Raw genomic sequence first — 1,445 nt, 5'->3', positions numbered from 1 at the left:
ATGATCACTCCGTTCGGAGTCAGGACGCGATTGATCTCGCGCGCCACGTTTCTGGCCATGAGGGGGCTCAAAATCGAGGAGAACACCGTGAAGACCAGGATGAAATCGAAATGCTGGTCGGGAAACGGTACATTCTCCGCATTGGCTTCCGTGAACGACACGTCCGGGCATTTTCGTCTGGCGGTCGCGAGGGCTTCCGGAAGCAGGTCGACCCCGAACACGCGGTCGTTGGGAAAACCGTAGCGCTGCAGCCGGCGGACCAGATCCCCCGTCCCGCAGCCCAGGTCCAGGACACGATATTGCTTGAGGGGAGGGGCCGCTTCCCGATCGAGCAACCTGTACAGGGCGACATCGCGATCGCGCACCATGCGCAGGCGCCCGGGGCGCCTTTCCTTGTCCGGGTTTCCGCGATCTCTCTCCGCATATTTCGCATAGGCGGATTTGATACGCTCGACCTCGGCCGCCGTTGAGTGATCACAGATATCATAGCTGAATGGGCGCATTTGAACGACCGGCATCGCAATCTCCCAGGCTGAATCGCCGATGGCTTCTCGCCTGCGGATGCTTGGGGGCTTGTCACCCGCTCCAGGCGTCGCAAGCTGTTGGAACGCTGCTGACAACTGGGCAGGCGGGGCGCCCGAGCCGGCATCCCGCGTACCCACCGAGGCCCGGTTGCCGCTGAGCCCGAGCTCTCGCCTCATGCGACCATCCGGTCATCGAGACGCATGCAAGGGGCTGGAGCCGAGGCGCCCACGGTCGGCGTCCAGGTCGCATGAGAAACGAGGGCTCTTCCCGCTCGGGGCTTCGGTTTCAAAAGTCAGCCGCGCCCGAGCGAGCCAAGTTTGTCTCTGGTACGCGCCAGGCAGGCGCTCGGCATCCTCCGAACGAAGGATGACCCGGCATTTCCTGGCCGTCGGGGCCGCCCGTTCCGGCCCCTGCGCCGAGGCGCCGGCATGGCGCAATCGACGCCGGCTTCGTTCATTCGAAGGATGAACTGGTCGAGCCCCGGGCGTAGCCCGTTGAGGTCAATCCCGCAGCCGGCCGCCGAAGACAGGGTTGATCCGATGCGCGACGAAGAACCGACGCCGATCGTGGGAGGCCTGCGGGGTCGCCGCTGCACGGTCTCCCGGCTTCGTCAGGGTGGAGCTGCCATCGCCGCCGAACGACGGCAATCACGGGAGCAGAGTGTCAACACGCCGGAGTGCGCCCGGCCCCCCAATGCAGTGGCACTGCCTCTCAATGCAAGGGTATCGGCCTATGATCGTTGATCTTTTCGGCGCCCCCGGCGCAACCAGGGCAAGCTTTGCCAGCGAATTGTGCGAGAGGCTCCGCGAGAGCGGCCAGACTGCCGAGATCATTCAGGGCCACTGGCCCGCGACAGGGGATCCGGCCCGCGACCCCCCGGGCCAAACCACCGGGCATGTCTACCGCGGCATTGGCAAATG

General features: G+C 65.1%; 2 protein-coding genes. One reads left to right on the top strand and one right to left on the bottom strand.

The window, feature by feature from the left end; all coding sequences use genetic code 11:
- A partial coding sequence (locus AB4118_RS33950) for a class I SAM-dependent methyltransferase (protein WP_441493889.1) occupies positions 1-368 on the bottom strand: 368 nt, incomplete at its 3' end.
- A gap of 889 nt (positions 369-1,257) precedes the next feature.
- Between AB4118_RS33950 and AB4118_RS33945 the strand changes: the two genes are divergently transcribed.
- Positions 1,258-1,445: hypothetical protein (locus AB4118_RS33945; RefSeq protein WP_441493888.1), on the top strand; the 188-nt coding region annotated here is incomplete at its 3' end.

It is taken from the genome of Allobosea sp. 2RAB26, assembly GCF_052115465.1.
In the GTDB taxonomy this organism is placed as follows: Bacteria; Pseudomonadota; Alphaproteobacteria; order Rhizobiales; family Beijerinckiaceae; genus Allobosea.
Note: the sequence above shows the minus strand (reverse complement) of the source record. Positions and strands in the feature narration are given on the sequence as shown.